The 15150-nt window shown below is 66.4% G+C and carries 16 protein-coding genes; 4 read left to right on the top strand and 12 right to left on the bottom strand.

The genetic code is table 11. The annotated features are described in order from the left end of the window. Positions 1–89: 89 nt before the first annotated feature. Complete coding sequence (locus LGT36_RS02610) at positions 90–2291, bottom strand: ATP-dependent DNA helicase RecG (protein WP_370634270.1); 2202 nt, start codon at positions 2289–2291, stop codon at positions 90–92. After that, positions 2288–3835 carry a DAK2 domain-containing protein gene (locus LGT36_RS02605; protein WP_248642154.1) on the bottom strand — a complete coding sequence of 516 codons (1548 nt, stop codon included), beginning with the start codon at positions 3833–3835 and terminating at the stop codon, positions 2288–2290. Before LGT36_RS02605 ends, LGT36_RS02610 begins: the two co-directional genes overlap by 4 nt. Before the next feature lie 160 nt (positions 3836–3995). Here LGT36_RS02605 and rpmB point away from each other — a divergent pair, with 160 nt between their 5' ends. Next, positions 3996–4187: a 50S ribosomal protein L28 gene (gene rpmB, locus LGT36_RS02600; protein ID WP_226094661.1), complete on the top strand. Its 192-nt coding sequence runs from the start codon at positions 3996–3998 to the stop codon at positions 4185–4187. 81 nt (positions 4188–4268) lie between these two features. Here rpmB and LGT36_RS02595 read toward each other — a convergent pair whose 3' ends face one another. The 4 genes from LGT36_RS02595 to LGT36_RS02580 form a co-directional block, all read right to left on the bottom strand. Continuing rightward, positions 4269–5204 (bottom strand): patatin-like phospholipase family protein, encoded by a 936-nt coding sequence (locus LGT36_RS02595; protein ID WP_226094660.1) that lies wholly within the window; start codon positions 5202–5204, stop codon positions 4269–4271. 50 nt (positions 5205–5254) lie between these two features. Then, complete coding sequence (locus tag LGT36_RS02590; protein WP_226094659.1) at positions 5255–6196, bottom strand: thiamine-phosphate kinase; 942 nt, start codon at positions 6194–6196, stop codon at positions 5255–5257. Between the two features lies 1 nt (position 6197). Then, the gene (locus tag LGT36_RS02585) at positions 6198–6698 is read right to left on the bottom strand and encodes a hypothetical protein (RefSeq protein ID WP_226094519.1); all 501 of its coding nucleotides are present in this window, start codon (positions 6696–6698) and stop codon (positions 6198–6200) included. Positions 6699–6825: 127 nt separating this feature from the next. Further along, complete coding sequence (locus LGT36_RS02580) at positions 6826–7326, bottom strand: hypothetical protein (protein ID WP_226264406.1); 501 nt, start codon at positions 7324–7326, stop codon at positions 6826–6828. A gap of 52 nt (positions 7327–7378) precedes the next feature. Between LGT36_RS02580 and LGT36_RS02575 the strand changes: the two genes are divergently transcribed. Continuing rightward, the gene (locus tag LGT36_RS02575; RefSeq protein ID WP_226095526.1) at positions 7379–7837 is read left to right on the top strand and encodes a DUF3515 family protein; all 459 of its coding nucleotides are present in this window, start codon (positions 7379–7381) and stop codon (positions 7835–7837) included. Positions 7838–7864: 27 nt separating this feature from the next. On the opposite strand, the gene LGT36_RS02570 is transcribed toward LGT36_RS02575, so the two are convergent. Genes LGT36_RS02570 through murA form a run of 5 tightly spaced genes read right to left on the bottom strand, consistent with a single transcriptional unit; the run spans position 7865 to position 12696 of the window. Continuing rightward, entirely contained in the window at positions 7865–8539 is a 675-nt protein-coding gene (locus LGT36_RS02570; protein WP_226095525.1) for an SDR family oxidoreductase, read from the bottom strand. A gap of 24 nt (positions 8540–8563) precedes the next feature. Then, complete coding sequence (locus LGT36_RS02565) at positions 8564–9658, bottom strand: D-alanine--D-alanine ligase family protein (RefSeq protein ID WP_226095524.1); 1095 nt, start codon at positions 9656–9658, stop codon at positions 8564–8566. Next, positions 9655–10653 (bottom strand): NAD(P)H-dependent glycerol-3-phosphate dehydrogenase, encoded by a 999-nt coding sequence (locus LGT36_RS02560; RefSeq protein ID WP_226095527.1) that lies wholly within the window; start codon positions 10651–10653, stop codon positions 9655–9657. Before LGT36_RS02560 ends, LGT36_RS02565 begins: the two co-directional genes overlap by 4 nt. Next, positions 10653–11378 (bottom strand): 1-acyl-sn-glycerol-3-phosphate acyltransferase, encoded by a 726-nt coding sequence (locus LGT36_RS02555; RefSeq protein ID WP_226095523.1) that lies wholly within the window; start codon positions 11376–11378, stop codon positions 10653–10655. The genes LGT36_RS02560 and LGT36_RS02555 overlap by 1 nt, the downstream gene beginning before the upstream one ends. A gap of 4 nt (positions 11379–11382) precedes the next feature. Beyond that, on the bottom strand, positions 11383–12696 hold the full coding sequence (gene murA / locus LGT36_RS02550; protein WP_226095522.1) for a UDP-N-acetylglucosamine 1-carboxyvinyltransferase: 1314 nt from the start codon (positions 12694–12696) through the stop codon (positions 11383–11385). 78 nt (positions 12697–12774) lie between these two features. On the opposite strand from murA, the gene LGT36_RS02545 reads away from it, so the two are divergent. Beyond that, on the top strand, positions 12775–13386 hold the full coding sequence (locus tag LGT36_RS02545) for a LysE family translocator (RefSeq protein WP_226095521.1): 612 nt from the start codon (positions 12775–12777) through the stop codon (positions 13384–13386). Further along, complete coding sequence (locus LGT36_RS02540) at positions 13383–14267, top strand: PfkB family carbohydrate kinase (protein ID WP_226095520.1); 885 nt, start codon at positions 13383–13385, stop codon at positions 14265–14267. Before LGT36_RS02545 ends, LGT36_RS02540 begins: the two co-directional genes overlap by 4 nt. On the opposite strand, the gene LGT36_RS02535 is transcribed toward LGT36_RS02540, so the two are convergent. Continuing rightward, a complete protein-coding gene (locus LGT36_RS02535; protein ID WP_226095519.1) occupies positions 14264–15118 on the bottom strand; it encodes a CPBP family intramembrane glutamic endopeptidase in 855 nt (284 codons plus the stop codon). The two genes, LGT36_RS02540 and LGT36_RS02535, sit on opposite strands and share 4 nt — an antisense overlap. Between the last annotated feature and the right edge of the window lie 32 nt (positions 15119–15150).

Genomic DNA, 15150 nt, shown 5'->3' with positions numbered 1-15150 from the left:
CGTCCGATGCTTTCGAAATCTTCCTGTGCCCTAACTATCGTCCCATCGGCGTGATTCTTGAGAACGCCGACGCTCACGCCAGGAAGCCATCACGTCCGTTCGAGGTACTCCTCGCGTTCACCAAGCCACGCGCCGATCGCTTCGGCGAGCGCTGGCGCTCTTTCGAGGACAGGGTCAGCAGCCACCAGAGCACGCGCGTCGTCTCGAGCAGTGGCTAGCGTCTCGGCATCTCGCACGACGCGCAGAAGCCTGAGTGAGTTGCGACCCCCAGATTGCGCCGCGCCCAACACATCGCCTTCACGGCGCAACTCGAGGTCCTTCTCCGCCAGCGCAAAACCGTCACTCGTGGAGGCGACGGCAGTGAGCCGTTCGAGAGCAGCGCTGCCCTCCTGCGCATGCGTCACGAGCAGGCAGAGACCGGGTTCGCTCCCTCGGCCAACGCGGCCACGCAACTGATGGAGCTGCGACACGCCAAAGTGCTCGGCGTCGAGAACCACCATGGTGCTCGCCTGCGGAACGTCGACGCCCACCTCGATCACGGTCGTGGACACCAAAATGGGCGTCGACCCGTCTGCGAAGGCGGCCATCACGGCATCCTTCTGATCCCCAGATAGCCGCCCATGCATGACGCCGATGCCGATATCGGCGGTTGCTTGCAACGCGCGCAGCCGCTCGGCGACGTCCACGACGGCCTCGAGAGGCGGGCGGGAAGGAGCGGCGTCCTCATCGACGGGGTCGACTGTTGCGTCGTCTTCTGGCTGATCGCCGTCAATGCGGGGGCAGACCACGTAGGCGCGCCTGCCGGCGGCCACCTCTTCTCGCACTCGTTGCCAGATGCGGCTCATCCACGCGGAGTTGGCGGCGGCAACCACGTGAGTCACTGTCTCTGCCCTGCCAGCGGGGCGCTCGGCGAGTACAGACGTCTCGAGGTCGCCAAAGACGGTCATGGCGACGGTTCGCGGAATGGGGGTTGCGGTCATGACTAGCGTGTGTGGCACGCTCGTGCCGCGCGCTCGCAACTGATCCCTCTGCTCCACCCCGAAGCGGTGCTGTTCATCAACCACCACCAGCCCCAGATCAGCAAACTGGACGGTCTCGCTGAGCAGCGCGTGAGTGCCAACGACAATGCCAGCCGCGCCAGATGCGGCGTCGGCGAGGGCCTGACGCTTTCGCGCCGATCCCTGGGAACCTGTAAGCAACGTGACGCGCGTGGCGTCCTTGGCGCCACCAAGCATTCCGCCGTGCGCCAAGGGACCAAGCAGTTCGCGGACGGTGCGTTCGTGCTGCGCTGCGAGCACCTCGGTCGGCGCCAAGAGCGCCGCTTGCCCGCCTGCATCGACCACGGCAAGCATCGCCCTCAGCGCGACCACGGTCTTGCCCGAACCCACATCGCCTTGAAGCAGCCGCAGCATCGGCATCGAGCGGCCGAGGTCGGCGGAAATCTCTGAGCCGACGGCGACTTGGCCTTCGGTCAAAACGAAGGGGAGGCTCGCGTCGAAGGCACCGAGCAGACCTCCCTTCACAGGGAGGCGAGGGACGGCAGAGTGAGCCTCCCTGTCCGCTCGGCGGCGCGCGAGTGCCGTCTGGAGGACGAGCGCCTCCTCGTACTTCAGACGAGCCTGGGCGCGTGCAATGTGCTCCTGGTCGTCAGGCACGTGGACGCCGCGCAGAGCCTCGAGAAGGCTCGGCAAGCCGTGGAGTTCGCGCAGGGCTGGCGGAATCGGGTCGGGGACATCGGCTTCGGTGAGGGGGTCAAGCACGGTGCGCACCGAGCGGCCGATGCGCCACGTGGGCACCGAGGCGGCGGCCGGATACAGCGGGATGGGTCTGGAGGCCTCAAGAGTCGCCTCCTCTTCGTCCGCGGCGTCGAGGCCGACGATGAGGTAGTCGGGATGCACCAATTGGCGTCTCCCGCGGTAGTCGCCCACGGTGCCCGTGAACAGGCCCGTGCGACCGGCGCGCAGCTTGTCCTCGTGCATCCGCAATACGCCCGCGCGCTTGGCGAAAAAGGTCAGTTGGAGCGTGTCACGGCCGTCCGTCACGATTGCTTCGAGCATGGCACCGCCGCGCGACCGCATTTGCCGCACCGTCGTCGACCGCACTTGCGCGAGCACCGTCACGTGCTCTCCCATGGCCAACGCGCCCATGTCCGTCAACTCCCCAGGCACGCCATATCGCCGTGGGTAGTGCCTCAAGAGGTCCTCGACGGTGAGCAGGCCAAGCTTGGCCAGCGAGCCTGACGTGCGGGAGCCGAGCACCTTCGCAAGCGGCTGCTGGAGCACGTCTTTCACGCGCCCCTCTCCACGCCGATCAGCACCCCCGGCTCGACGTGTCCCCCCTGATACACGTTCACGTCGGCCTGCGGACAGATCGCGGCGGCCGAGAGTCGCACGGCATCGGCAGTGGCGTCAGGGACGCCGCGCGCAAGGATGACGGTCACGACTTCGGTGTCTGGCCTCAGCAACCTGTCGGCGTCATCGTCGATGGCGTCGGGACTAGACCTGGCAACCTCGCAACGCTCGACAGCTTCGCGCATCACCTCGGCGAGCGGCTCGCCAGGGGTGGCCATTGCGCCTGCCGCGACAGCCGCGATGACGTGAGCCTCGTGCTGCGTCTGCAGCGCCACGACTCTTCCAGCGCCCTTACGACCGGCGAGCTCTTGAGCCGCGCCGTACAGCTGTTCGTTCCCTGCCGCTATGACCACACCCTCCGCCGACGCCTCCCGCACCGCGCGTCGCAATTCTCGCCGCTTGAGGCGGGTCGGGTCAGGAACCACCAAGACGATCGCGCCAGCGTCGGCAAGGGGGGCTGCCAGTCCAGGGCACGACGTCAGGGCAACCATGCCTGTGCCGTCACGGACGTCGTGGGAATCGCGCGCGTGGCCAAGCGCGATGGTGCTGACCAAGATTTGCCTGGCACGACGGGCGATGCCCTCCTCGACGGCCTGGTCGGGTGCGTTCGTGTGCACGTGAGCGTGCACCAGGCCGTGGCTAGCCGTCACGGCGACCGAATCGCCGAGCGCGGCCAGGGCGGCCGTCAACTCATGGTCGGCCGCAACGGTGGCGTGTGCGCTGCGCTCCGGCGCTGGCGTCACAAACATGACCTCGTAGGCGCCGCCTGCATCGCGGTGCTCGTGATGCACCGGCACCGCCACAACACCCTTGCCGGTCGACGCCAACTCCCATTCCACATCGTCGAGGCCCTCAAGGACGCTGGCGCCCGCAAGCGTCTCTGCCAGCATCTCTAGTTGGAGTACAAGCCCCGCCGCGCCAGCGTCGACCACTCCGGCAGCACGCGCCGCAGGGAGTTCGTCGCTGGTGGATCGCAGCGCAGTGCGGGCGGACACCACGGCGGCGACGATGACGGCGTTCCGATCAGCCTTGATCGCGACAGCATCTGCGGCACCGCGCGATGCCGCTTCCGCGACCGACAGGATCGTGCCGCCCACGGGTGCGCCGACAGCCCGGTACGCCGCGTCGGAAGCCTCTTGGAGCGCCGTCGCGATGGACACCGGCTTGGCGTTGCTGAGACCTCCGGCCTTGTCAACGTGCGTGAGGAACGCCGCCAGGTACTGCGAGACGATCACGCCTGAGTTGCCTCTCGCGCCGAGCAATGCACCGCGAGCGAACGCCGCGACGACCTCCCGATGGGAGGCGCTCGCTGGAAGCTTAGCGACGGCGCGGTTTCCCTCTTGAAGCGTGAGATACAGGTTGGTGCCGGTGTCGGAATCGGGCACAGGGAACACGTTGATGGCGTCGAGTCTGCTGCGAGCGCGTTTGACCGCGAGCGCGCCTGAGGCTAGCCAGTTGCGGAGTTCACGCGACTCGGCTGGCATAGTCCTCCTGTACTCGTAACGAGACGCCCGCAAGCGCTCGACGGCTAATTGGCAATCCGGGTCCTTCTCGGATACCCTAATGCGGTTGCCCGGACGCGGGCATTCATCGTGTCGCGACCTTGATGAGGTACCGCGCGCTCAACACTCTAGGAGAACCATCGTGGCAGCCAATTGCGACGTTTGTGGCAAGGGCCCGTCCTTCGGGCACTCCATTTCGCACTCACACCGTCGGACCAAGCGCCGTTGGAACCCGAACATCCAGCGCGTGCGTGCTGTGGTGGCAGGTAGCCCCAAGCGCCTCAACGTGTGCACCTCATGCCTCAAGGCTGGCAAGGTCGTGCGTAACGCTTAAATGAGCGTCAGCTCACCGCATACCGGGCGTCTTCCCTCGCAGGGAAGGCGCCCGTTGTGTTTTCTGCGCTCTTTGCGTAGGTCACCACGACCACGCGTCAAAGACGGCATCTGCACGTTCCCGTCCAAGGTCGATGAGTTCACCTGCCCGGTGAAAGTCGAGCGTTCCGCACGAGTCGACAGGGATGTCGATGAGCATGTCGGGAGGGTAGGCAGCGAGTCTGTAGCGCATGACGGCCGTCTGCATGAGGTGGAAGGAACGGTCGACCACCTCGAGGGTGCCGAGTCCCGCCGCAGGCCTGGCTGGAGCCTCTGGCTCGGCCGGAACTCCACGGCCAAACTGTGGCACCAAGGATCGAATCGCCGGCTCGATCACGTTTGGCAGTGACGGCAGCTTGATCTTGGGCAATCGCAGCACACCCCCTGTGTCGTGGGTCACCTTGCCTGACGACGTCGGCGCGGCTGACAGGTTCACGGCAATAATCGCGTCGGCGTGAACGGTGGCAAGCGGTGTCACGGGAACGGGATTGAGCAAGCCTCCGTCCGCCAACACCATGCCGTTCTTCACGAGCGGGGTGAAGACTGACGGCACCGCCATCGACGCCCTCATCGCGTCGATCATGCGTCCGGACGTGAACCACACTTCGCGTTCACTCACCAGGTCGACGGCGACAGCGGTGTAGGGGATGCGCGCATCCTCGATGTTGAGGTTCCCCAGGTGCTCGCTCACCTTCGACATCACCTTCGACGCCCTCAGTAGCCCCGCGCCGCCCACGCCGGGGTCCATGAGGCGCAACACGTCGCGCCTTCCGAGGCCAACCACCCAGTCGCGGTAACTCTCCATGCCGCCAGCGATGTAGAGCCCGCCGATGATGGAACCCATGGAGCTACCCGCGACCCCCACAACCTCCCAGCCGCGGGCCTCGATCTGTTCGATCACGCCGATGTGCGCGTAGCCGCGCGCGCCCCCAGCGCCGAGGGCCAGAGCCACCCGTCGGGGCTTTGCTTTGCTTGACACACCCCCAGGCTATCCGGCGCCCGCCAGCGCGACCGCAATCCGATGTCACGTCACGCCGAGAAGTGATCCCAGCCCAGCGCATCGGGGATGTCGCCGTCCACTCGAACTCCCTGGTATTCGTCGGTCACCACGCCCACTTGGGTCCAGCCATCCGGAAGGAACGCGCCTGCGGGGAACGCGGCGAGCAGGCAGTGATCCTCTCCCCCCGTCAACGCCCACGCGAGGGCGTCCACCTCCAACACTCGCGCGGCCTGCGTCGCCGCCGGGTGAACAGGCACGGATGCTGCCTCGATGGAGATGCCAACGTCCGACGCACGGGCGATGCGCCCAGCGTCGCGTAGCAGTCCGTCGGAGACGTCCATCATCGCGGTGGCTCCTCGCAGCGCGGCCTCGAGGCCTGCCCCGATGAGCGGGCGCGGGCGCAAGAACAGGCTGATCGCCTCGAGCCCCTCTCCCTTGCCAGAACTCAGCAACGCGAAGCCCGCGGCCGCCGCGCCAAGCGGGGCCGACACTGCGACGAGGTCGCCCGGCATCGCGTCGCCGCGCGTCACGGGATCGACGCCGTGCGTCTCGCCGATGGCAGTCACGGAGATCGCAATCTCGCTCGCGCCGGACAGGTCCCCACCGACCACGCCGATGCCGTGCGGTTCGCACGCCTCGCGAAGCCCGTCGGCGAAGCCCAAGACCCACTCAACGTCGGTGTCAGCGGGCGCCGCCAACGTGACCTGCAACGCCGTCGGTACAGCGCCCATGGCGTCGATATCAGCGATGTTTTGCATGGCGGCCCGCCAACCAACGTCGGCCGCACTCCCCCACTCACGCCTGAAATGCCTGTTCTCGATGAGGACGTCTGAAGAAACCACCAGGTCGCCGTCGACCGACAGCACCGCGGCATCGTCCCCAGGGCCAAGGAGCGCAGCGTCTGCTTGGGGCAGCCGCGGCGCGAACAGATCAATCAGCGCGTCTTCGCCGATCTCGCCAATCGTCGTCACGTCACTCCTCGAAACGGACGGTGTAGCCGTGACCGCGAGCGGCCTCAATCAATGCCGTCGCGTTTATCTCGTCCCAATCGACGGAGGTACGAAAACTCGTCGAAGCGCGACCATCGGAAACCTTGTAGGCGCCTGTCGCCGTGTCGCCGACGCGACGCACCGTCAGCGTGCCTCCGCCGTCGAAGGTAACCCAGCGCCGCGGCACGAACACGGAGCCGAGTCCCGCCAACTGGAGGCTACCTTCCCTAACCCTTCCATCGAGCAAGGAGATCTTTCCGGAACCGAGTGCGCCAGAGACCCAGAGGATCCGGGAAGCCAGGAAGCCTCCCGGGATCAGCGATGCGATGATCACGTACCGGAAGCTGTCCTGCCAGGCCATGGCGACCAACACCGCTAGCCCCACGTAGCCAACAACAGGGACAAGCCAATGGCGCCACCACGGCGGCTTCGAAAACGTGGCTTCCGGGGGTAGGAGCAAAGGCACTGCAGACTCGGTGATCATGATCTCCCTTGGGTCACGCAAAGACTACCCAGCACTCAAGACACCACCAACGTTGGCACCCGCGGCGCAGGGGAAACGTCCACTCGCGTCGACGGACAGGAGCGCGTCTTCGCCAACCGTCGTCACGTCACTCCTCGAAACGGACGGTGTAGCCGTGCTCTGCCGCCGCCGCAATGAGCGGCGCGGCCGAGGCCTCGTCCCAGTCAATTGCGGATCTGAAGCCGGTGCTGCTGCGCCCGTCAGAGACGATGTAGGCACGCGCACCCTCCGGGCCCGTGCGGGTGAGCGTGAGCTCTCCCCCACCCGTGAACGGGACCCACTTGCGGAGCGAAACCACGTTTGACAGGCCCGCAAGCTGCCACGCACCCTCCCTCACCCGTCCGTCGAGCAGCGCGATGCGTCCCGTCGCGAGCTGACCGGACACCCAGTACGTGCGAGCGGTCACCAATCCGCCGGCGACCAGTACCGCCGCGACCGCGTAGCGCAAGCCGCTCTCGATCACCATGAAGACTGCGACGGCCACGGCAAGGTTGATGACCAGCGGGACGGACCAGTGCCTGAGCAGCGACGGTGTCTGGAACGAGTCGTCCTGCTGGACGAGCAATGGCGCTGGGTCTTGGTCGTTCATGATCTCCTTAGGGTTCATCAAAGACTACCGATCGGCGGCTTAGGCTGGGGCCATGCGCCGTTCACTTCCGTTGCTCGTGGCCGGCCTTGCCGTTGCCCTGTCGGCGTGCACGTCGCCGGTCGTGGTGGAGGCCGCACCCTACGCCGCCGACCCACGTTGCGCGAGCGTCATGCTTGGCATTCCCGACGAGGTGGGAGGGTTGCCGCTGCAGCAAACGTCTTCTCAAGCGACGGCGGCGTACGGCGAAGAGTCGCGCATCATCGTCCGCTGTGGCGTGGAGGTTCCAGGGCCATCAGAGGAACAGTGCCTCGCGATAGACACGCCGTCCGCCTCCGCCGATTGGCTTGTGGTGGAAGAGGACGACGTGTGGCGTGCGACCATCTTCGGGCGAGATCCCGCGACGGAAGTGATCATTCCGAAGGTGCGCGCCGATCAGGCGGTCGGGGAACTTCTCGCTGGCCTGAGCGCTTCCGCCGTGCTCGCCGATCCCAATGGCCTGGAGTGTCGCTGACCGCTGGCAGGTGCGACGCGGAAGGCGCTACTCCCGGCCCTGGTCGAGCGGGATGAGCATCTCCCTGAACCGACCTGGCGTGGCGTGCAGGGCCCAGATGCGTTCGGCGACGTCGTCGATGCCGTTGTCCAACTGGAGTTTGGGGATCGCTCCCGGAATCACGAGTTGCTTGACGTGAATGCCCTCACCACCCAGGGCGTCGTGAAGCATCTCGCCGTAGGCGCTCTCGGCGGGGAACGCTACAGAGGTGCCAGCGAAGTCGGCGCGCGCCTTGACCGAGGTGCCGCCGTTGATGAGGACGATGCTGCCTGCTCCCGCGTTGCGCATGCCCGGCAGCACCGCGTCGACCGCGTGCATCAGGCCGAAGAGCGAGAACTGAAGGGCCTCAAGGGCCAACTCGGTGGACATCTCTAGCACTGGCTTCAGGAACGTGCGGAAGGGCAAGGGGCTGTACTGCAGCACGGAGATGTCGCCAAACTCTGCGGCGGCGGCGTTCAAGGCGGCCTTGAGCGCCTCAGGGTCGAGCACGTCAGCCGCAAATCCTCGTGCCGTCACGCCTTCCGTGCCGAGGTCCTCAGCAAGCGCATCGAGTTTGGCCTGATCGCGCGAGATCAGCGCGACATTGAAGCCCTCACGCCCAAAACGGCGCGCCACGGCGCCTCCGAGTCCCGGTCCTGCTCCCACAATGGCGAGAGTCGCCATGGTCCTGGCTCCTTCCTGCTTGTCCTAACGCAGCCCCGTCGGACGCGACAGCGCCGCTTCGAGGAGTTCCTCGATCAGTTCTGGGTAGGTCACGCCTGCGGCTGCCCACATGCGGGGGTACATGCTCGTGGGCGTGAAGCCTGGCATGGTGTTGATTTCGTTCACGGTGACGGTGCCGTCGGCGGCGTAGAACACATCAACGCGCGCGATGCCCTCTGCGGCGACGGAGGCGTAGGCGCGAGCGGCGAACTCCCTGATGCGCTCAGCATCGTCGGCAGGAAGATCGGCGGGGCACTCGAGCCGCACGTGATCCGCATCGAAGTACTTCGCCTCGAAGTCGTAGAAGCGGTGGTCGCCGCCGGTGACAATCTCCCCTGGCATCGACGTGCGCACTCCGTCAGCAGCGCCCAGCACAGCGGTCTCGATCTCGCGCCCGGTCATGCCCCGCTCGATGAGCACCTTCGGATCGTGCTTGACGGCCTCGGCCACCGCCACCTCGAGGTTCTCCCACGCGTCAACGCGCGAAATCCCCATGCTGGAGCCTGCCCGCGCCGGTTTGACGAACACGGGGTACCCAAGCGCATCGACGTCCGCTTTGACGTCTGCGAGTGAGGTTCCTGGCACGATCACGACGTCATCGGCCACCGGCAAACCCTGTGCGCGGAACGCCGACTTCATAAACTGCTTGTCCATGCCGATCGCCGAGGCGAGCACGCCCGAACCGACGTAACGCACGTCGACCAACTCCATCGCGCCCTGAATCGTGCCGTCTTCTCCCCACGGTCCGTGCAGAAGCGGGAAGGCGACGTCCACGTCGGCGAGGGCCGTGACCACCCCGTCCGCCTCCTGGCGCCACGCGGAACTGTCGGCCGTGGCGGGAAGCAGCACGCTTCGCCGGCTGGGCACGACGTGGTGCATACCGTCTTCCGTGAGCGCCCAGTCGGCCGGATCATCGCTTTGAAGCGTCCAGGAACCGTCGCGGCCGATGCCGACGGCCAGGACGTCCCAGCGGTCGCGGTCGATCGCGCCAAGGACGCCGCCCGCGGTGGTGCACGACACTTCGTGCTCGGAGGAGCGCCCGCCAAACAAGATCGCGACGGTGCGACGGCGCTGGCTCATACGCCCTCCGCCTTGCGGGGGCGGGCCAGCAGTGCGCCAAGCACCGCCTCTTTCGGCTGGCCGTCATGAAGCATCGCCACGACCGCGTCGCAAATGGGCACGTCGACACCGTGAGACCTGGCGAACTCCTGAATCGACTGCGAGGTCGTCACGCCCTCTGCCGTCCCGCCCGTCAGCGTGATCGCCGCGGACAGCTCTGCACCAGACCCGATGTGGGCTCCCAGGGTGTGGTTGCGAGACAACGGCGAGGCGCACGTCGCGATGAGGTCGCCCATGCCTGCGAGGCCAGAGAAGGTGTCAGGCTTGGCGTCGAGCGCGAGACCAAGCCTGGTCATCTCGGCCAGTCCCCTCGTCATCACTGTCGCTGTGGTGTTGTGACCAAATCCCATGCCATCGGCGATGCCTACCGCGACGGCGATGATGTTCTTGTAGGCGCCGCTCAGCTCCACGCCCAGCACATCGGTGTTGGTGTACGGCCGGAAGTAGCCGGAGGCCGTCGCCCTGGCTACAGTCTCGGCTGTCGCGACCGACGCCGAGGCGATCACCGTGGCCGTCGGCTGCTTGGCAGCGATCTCCTTGGCAAGGTTTGGCCCTGAGACCACTGCGCGGCGCGATGGCTCCACATCCCAGGCCTCGCCCAGGAGCTCGCTCATGCGCTCGAGCGTGCCGCGCTCAATGCCCTTCATGAGCGACACCACGATCGCTTCGCGCGAGACGTAAGAGGCGAACGGGGCGACAATGCTGCGCACATGTTGGGACGGAAGCGCCACGGCGACAAGCTCTGCGCCGCTCAGGGCCTCCTCAGCGTCGTCCGTCGCCGCGACTCCCTGCGGCAAGTCGATTCCTGGCAAGAAGCGTTCGTTGCGGCCGGTTGCAGTGATGTCGCGCGCCACCGTCGCGTCGCGGCCCCACAAGACGACGTCGCAACCGGCGTCGGCGAGCACGGCGGCGAACGTGGTCCCCCACGCCCCTGCTCCGAGGACGGCAGCCCGCATCACGTGGTCTTCTTTCGCATGTCGAAGCGAACCTTAGGCGCTTGCTCGCCACGCATCTGCTCGACCATCGCGGTGAGGGTATCCATGATGCGGGTGCTCGCCTCGCGCAGCGCCTCGTTGTCGAGGGGACCTGCGCGCAAGTCATCGAGAGGGATCGGCGGGCCAGCCATCACCGTGACCTTCTTGCGAGGGAAGGGCTTCAGCACCTTGGAGTAGCGCCCGAGCAGGCGGTGAGCACCCCACTGGGCCACGGGAATCACGGGCACGCCGGTGAGCAGGGCCATGCGCGCGGCCCCAGTGCGCGCCACCATCGGCCACAGTTCTGGATCGCGTGTCAGCGTGCCCTCTGGGAAGATCGCGATCACTCCCCCTGAGTCGAGCACCTTCATGCCAGTGTCCACGGCGTCCTTGGCCCGCACAGTGCCTCGGTGCACGGGAATCTGATCGGTCTTGCGCAGGATCATCCCGATGAAGGGCAACTCGAACAGCGGTGACTTGGCCAGGTAGTGGGGTGCGTAGCCGGAGTTGTACAGGAAGTGCGCAAGGGTCAACGGGTCCGCGTATGTGACGTGATTGGAGACGGCAATGAAGCCGCCTTCCGCGGGCATGTCGTGCATGCCGTGCCAGTCCTTGCGAGTCGTGAGAGCGAGCACCGAGCGGATCACGCAGGCGGCGAGCCGATAGAGCTTGCCGCGGGGCTGCCGCAGAGGGATGCGCTTGACCATGGCGCTACGCCTCGATGCTCGCGCCGAGCGCGGCGAGCTTGGCCCGGAAGTTCTCGTAGCCGCGGTCGATGACCCCGATGCCAGAGACGGTCGACGTTCCTTCCGCCGCCAGCGCCGCGATCAGGTGGGAGAAGCCGCCGCGCAGGTCTGGCACCTCGATGTCGGCCGCTTTGAGCGGCGTGGGCCCGCTGATGACCGCGGAGTGCCGAAAGTTTCGCTGCCCAAAGCGACACTTCTTGTCGCCAAGGCACTCCTTGTACAACTGCACCTGGGCGCCCATCTTGACCAGGGCGTCGGTGAAGCCAAAGCGGTTCTCGTAGACCGTCTCGTGCACGATGCTGAGCCCCTGCGCCTGAGTCAGTGCGACCACCAAAGGCTGCTGCCAATCGGTCATAAAGCCAGGGTGTACGTCGGTCTGCAACGCAATCGGCTTGAGATCAACCCTAGGGTGGAAGAAGCGGATGCCGTCAGTGGAGACCTCGAACTCGCCGCCGACCTTGCGGAACACATTGAGGAACATGCCCATGTGGCGTTGTTGAGCCCCACGCACAAACACGTCGCCGCGCGTGGCGAGCGCCGCAGCCGCCCACGATCCCGCCTCGATGCGATCCGTGAGAGACCAGTGCTCGAATCCCTTGAGGTGCTTGACTCCTTCGATGGTGATGGAGCGGTCAGTGTCGACCGAGATGATCGCACCCATCTTCTGCAGCGTGTCGATCAGGTCCTTAATCTCCGGCTCCACTGCGGCATTGTGGAGCGTGGTGACGCCCTCTGCCAGGACCGCGGTGAGGAGCAATTGCTCGGTGGCACCCACGGAGGGGAACTCGAGCTCGTGCCTGATGCCTCGCAGACCGTGCGGAGCGGTCAGGTGCAAGCCATCTTCACCCTGAGTAACGGTCGCGCCAAACTTGGTGAGGATCTCCAGATGGAAGTCGATCGGCCGGTCGCCGATGCGGCAACCGCCGAGGTCGGGGATGACCGCCTCGCCAAGCCTGTGGAGCAGTGGCCCGCACAGCAAAATGGGGATGCGAGAGGAGCCTGCGTGCTCGGCGATGTGGGCAGCGTCGGCCGAAGTCAGATTCGACGTGTCCATCCGCAGTTCGCCTGTCGCGACGTCGTAATCGACGCCGACGCCGTGCAGGCTGAGCAGCGCGGAGACCACCTTCACGTCGCGAATGTCGGGCACGTTGCGTAAGACAGAAGGGGTCGAGCCCAGGAGCGCGGCCACCATGGCCTTGGAGACAAAGTTCTTGGCACCGCGCACGGTGATCTCGCCCACGAGGGGACGACCACCATCGACGCGAAGGGAGTCGGTCATGGTCACTATCGTGCCCCATGTTTGCCACGACGCCCGCCGTCAGCCGTCCCGCGCGCCTCGCCAGGTAGCATTCGCCGCATGAGCGTCGCGTTCCTCATCACCGCCCTCGCCGTCGTGGCCGCGCCAGGCACCGGCGCGCTCTACACCGTCAGCACCGGTCTGGGACGAGGCAGGCGGGCAGCGGTGATCGCGGCCGCGGGTTGCACGCTCGGCATCGTTCCGCACCTGGTAGCGGCCATCACGGGCCTGGCGGCCGTAGTGCACGCCTCTGCAGTCGCCTTCTCTACGCTCAAGTGGGCCGGCGTCGCCTACCTTGTGTATCTCGCGTGGCTCACCTGGCGAGACCGCACTGACCTCCAGGCCGCCGCGGATACCAAGGCCCTGCCGGCATGGCGCATTGTGCGCCGAGCGGTGCTGACCAACCTGCTCAATCCCAAGCTGACCGTGTTCTTCTTCGCGTTCTTGCCCCAATTTGTCGCGGCCGACGATCCAGCGGCGTGGCGGGCAATGACGGGCCTCGGTGTCGTATTCATGGCGATGACTTTCCTCGTCTTCGCTGGATACGGCCTCTTCGCGTCAGCGTTGCGAGAACGGGTACTCACCCGGCCGGCGGTCGTCCAGTGGATGCGGCGAGGTTTCGCCGCGGCGTACGTCGGCCTGGCGGGTCGGCTCGCTGTCGCGGCACGATGAGCGTCAACTGCCTCTTCGTTGGCCTCGCAACGCTTGACGTCATTCAGCTTGTCGAGCACCCGCCCGGCGCCAATGAAAAGACGGTCGCTCTCGACTCTGTGCTTGCCGCAGGGGGGCCGGCAACGAATGCCGCCGTTGCCGCCGCCCACCTTGGTGCGGGGACCGCGCTTGTGACGGCCCTGCCGAGCGGGCCCGTCGCGGACATCATTCGCGCCGATCTGGCGGCGCGCGGGGTCACCATCCACGCCGTACCGACGGACGCCGACGCCGTGGTCGCCTCCATCCTCGTCTCCCGCGGCAGCGGCGACAGGGCCGTTGTCTCCCCCACCTCATCGGCGTCGTCAGGCTCCCTGCCCGCCCTCACCCCGAACGACATCGAGGCCCTGATCGACGGCGTCGGCGCCGTCCAGCTCGATGGCTACTACCCTGACCTGGCGCTACCACTTGCGGCAGCGGCACGGCAGCGCGGCATTCCCGTGGTGGCCGACCTGGGGAGCTTCAAGCCACACACACCCGAAGTGCTGGCACACGTCGACGTGGCGGTGGTGTCAGCTGACTTCGCTCCTCCTGGCGCGAACTCGGACCCGTCAAGCGTGCTGGAGTACGTCACCGAGAATGGGCCGACTCTTGCCGCAGTCACGAGGGGGTCTCGTGGCATCGTCTTCCGGGGGCCGCGGTCACGTGGAACTGTCCCCGTTCGCCCCGTCCACGTCGAGGACACGCTCGGTGCCGGAGACTTCTTCCACGGTGCGCTGACCCAGCGGATCGCGGACCGCGGCTGGGATGCCGCGCGCTTCGAGGCGGATCTCGCCTTTGCGGCGGGGGTTGCGGGACGATCGGTTGGATCCTTTGGCACGCGCGCGTGGTTGGGCGAACGTTAAGGCGCCGTCACAAAGATATCGAGCAAGTCGGGGTGATGGGCGTGCACCAGCACGCCGAACACCACGGCGTCAAACAACAGGTGGACCGTAACGACGTACGGCAGCGACCGCGCCCACGAGAAGATCCACCCTTGAATGAGCGCAAACGGCACGGTAAGCACCGGACCCCATTCGCGGTAGCCCAGCTCCCACAAGAACGACACGAAGACGATTGCTTGCAGTCCGTTCGCCAACCACACGGGGAAATGGCGCAGAAGCAACGTGAACACGGTCGCCACAAAGAAGAGCTCATCCCAAATGCCCACTGCGTTGACGCCGACGAAGAGTCGCCCAATCTCTTGGGCGCCTGTCACCTCCGGCCAGTTCTGGTACACGCCGGACCCAATGAAGTAGTACGGCAGGATCAGGTAGCCGGCGACGACTACGACGGCGATGTACGCCCACTGTGCGCGCGTCCACGGCCAGCCACCGCGCATCGGGAAGCGAATGGCGTGGTCGCGCAGCACCCAGCGTGAGAGGGCGTAAGGCACGAGCACAGCCAGCCCGAGCGCCGCTGCAAACCTCGCTATGCCCGCGTTTGAGAGGTCGGCCTTGAGCGAGATGGTGGAGATGATGATCTGGCCCACGGCGATGAGCGTGAGGTCGCGCGCCAGGAAGCGATCGACCATCCACGCAAGGGCGACTCCCGCGAGCAAGGGGACGTAGCCCCACGGGCGCACGTGGACCGCAAACAACAACACGGCCGCTCCGCACACGAGCGCTGCAGCACTGACCCTCAAGCCATCGCGCGCAGTGGCACTCAGCGAGGGCGCCTCGATGTGGTGGGCGTGGTCTACCGCGGTGTCGGCCATGTCCTGTTCAAGCCAGACTTGGCCGCTGGTGT

The sequence above is a fragment of the Demequina sp. TMPB413 genome, from assembly GCF_020447105.2.
Classification (GTDB): Bacteria; Actinomycetota; Actinomycetes; order Actinomycetales; family Demequinaceae; genus Demequina.
Note: the sequence above shows the minus strand (reverse complement) of the source record. Positions and strands in the feature narration are given on the sequence as shown.

Excerpts from the sequence above, each read along its gene's own strand:
- LGT36_RS02540 (WP_226095520.1), top strand. The coding sequence starts at position 13,383 with ATGAGCGTCAACTGCCTCTTCGTTGGCCTCGCAACGCTTGACGTCATT.
- LGT36_RS02545 (WP_226095521.1), top strand. The coding sequence starts at position 12,775 with ATGAGCGTCGCGTTCCTCATCACCGCCCTCGCCGTCGTGGCCGCGCCA.
- LGT36_RS02565 (WP_226095524.1), bottom strand. The coding sequence starts at position 9,658 with ATGAGCCAGCGCCGTCGCACCGTCGCGATCTTGTTTGGCGGGCGCTCC.
- murA (WP_226095522.1), bottom strand. The coding sequence starts at position 12,696 with ATGACCGACTCCCTTCGCGTCGATGGTGGTCGTCCCCTCGTGGGCGAG.
- LGT36_RS02555 (WP_226095523.1), bottom strand. The coding sequence starts at position 11,378 with ATGGTCAAGCGCATCCCTCTGCGGCAGCCCCGCGGCAAGCTCTATCGG.
- LGT36_RS02560 (WP_226095527.1), bottom strand. The coding sequence starts at position 10,653 with ATGCGGGCTGCCGTCCTCGGAGCAGGGGCGTGGGGGACCACGTTCGCC.
- LGT36_RS02570 (WP_226095525.1), bottom strand. The coding sequence starts at position 8,539 with ATGGCGACTCTCGCCATTGTGGGAGCAGGACCGGGACTCGGAGGCGCC.
- LGT36_RS02575 (WP_226095526.1), top strand. The coding sequence starts at position 7,379 with ATGCGCCGTTCACTTCCGTTGCTCGTGGCCGGCCTTGCCGTTGCCCTG.
- LGT36_RS02580 (WP_226264406.1), bottom strand. The coding sequence starts at position 7,326 with ATGAACGACCAAGACCCAGCGCCATTGCTCGTCCAGCAGGACGACTCG.
- LGT36_RS02605 (WP_248642154.1), bottom strand. The coding sequence starts at position 3,835 with ATGCCAGCCGAGTCGCGTGAACTCCGCAACTGGCTAGCCTCAGGCGCG.
- LGT36_RS02535 (WP_226095519.1), bottom strand. The coding sequence starts at position 15,118 with ATGGCCGACACCGCGGTAGACCACGCCCACCACATCGAGGCGCCCTCG.
- LGT36_RS02585 (WP_226094519.1), bottom strand. The coding sequence starts at position 6,698 with ATGATCACCGAGTCTGCAGTGCCTTTGCTCCTACCCCCGGAAGCCACG.